Source organism: Roseateles sp. P5_E1 (assembly GCF_054049335.1).
In genome coordinates, this window is record NZ_JBFUMN010000387.1 from 1 (window position 1) to 559 (window position 559).

Genomic DNA, 559 nt, shown 5'->3' on the forward strand with positions numbered 1-559 from the left:
CGCCACGACCTGCTTGCCATCCCGGTGGTGGACGCCCAGCAGCACGTGCTCGGCATCGTCACCGTCGACGACATCCTCGACGCCCTGATCGAGGAATCCACCGAGGACGCGCACAAGTTCGGCGGCATGGAAGCGCTCGAAAAGCCCTACATGCAGATCGGCTTCTTCGACATGATCCGCAAGCGCGCCGGCTGGCTCAGCGTGCTGTTCCTGGGCGAAATGCTCACCGCCAGCGCCATGCAGCACTACGAAGACGAACTCTCCCGCGCCGTCGTGCTTACCCTGTTCATCCCGCTGATCATGAGCTCSGGSGGCAACTCCGGYTCSCAGGCSACCTCGCTGCTGATCCGCAGCCTGGCCCTGCGCGAACTGCGCCTGCGCGACTGGTGGAAAGTCGCGCTGCGCGAAGTCCCCACCGGCCTCACCCTCGGCGCCATCCTCGGCGTGCTGGCGATGATCCGCATCGTGTCCTGGCAGCTGCTGGGCCTGCACGACTACGGCGAGCACTGGAAGCTGCTGGCCCTCACCATCGGCGCGGCGCTGGTCGGCATCGTCACGT

The 559-nt window shown here is 66.4% G+C and carries 1 protein-coding gene; it reads left to right on the forward strand.

Annotated elements, in window-relative coordinates:
• Nucleotides 1-559: magnesium transporter (locus ACXJKJ_RS31680; RefSeq protein ID WP_457395676.1), on the forward strand; the 559-nt coding region annotated here is incomplete at both ends.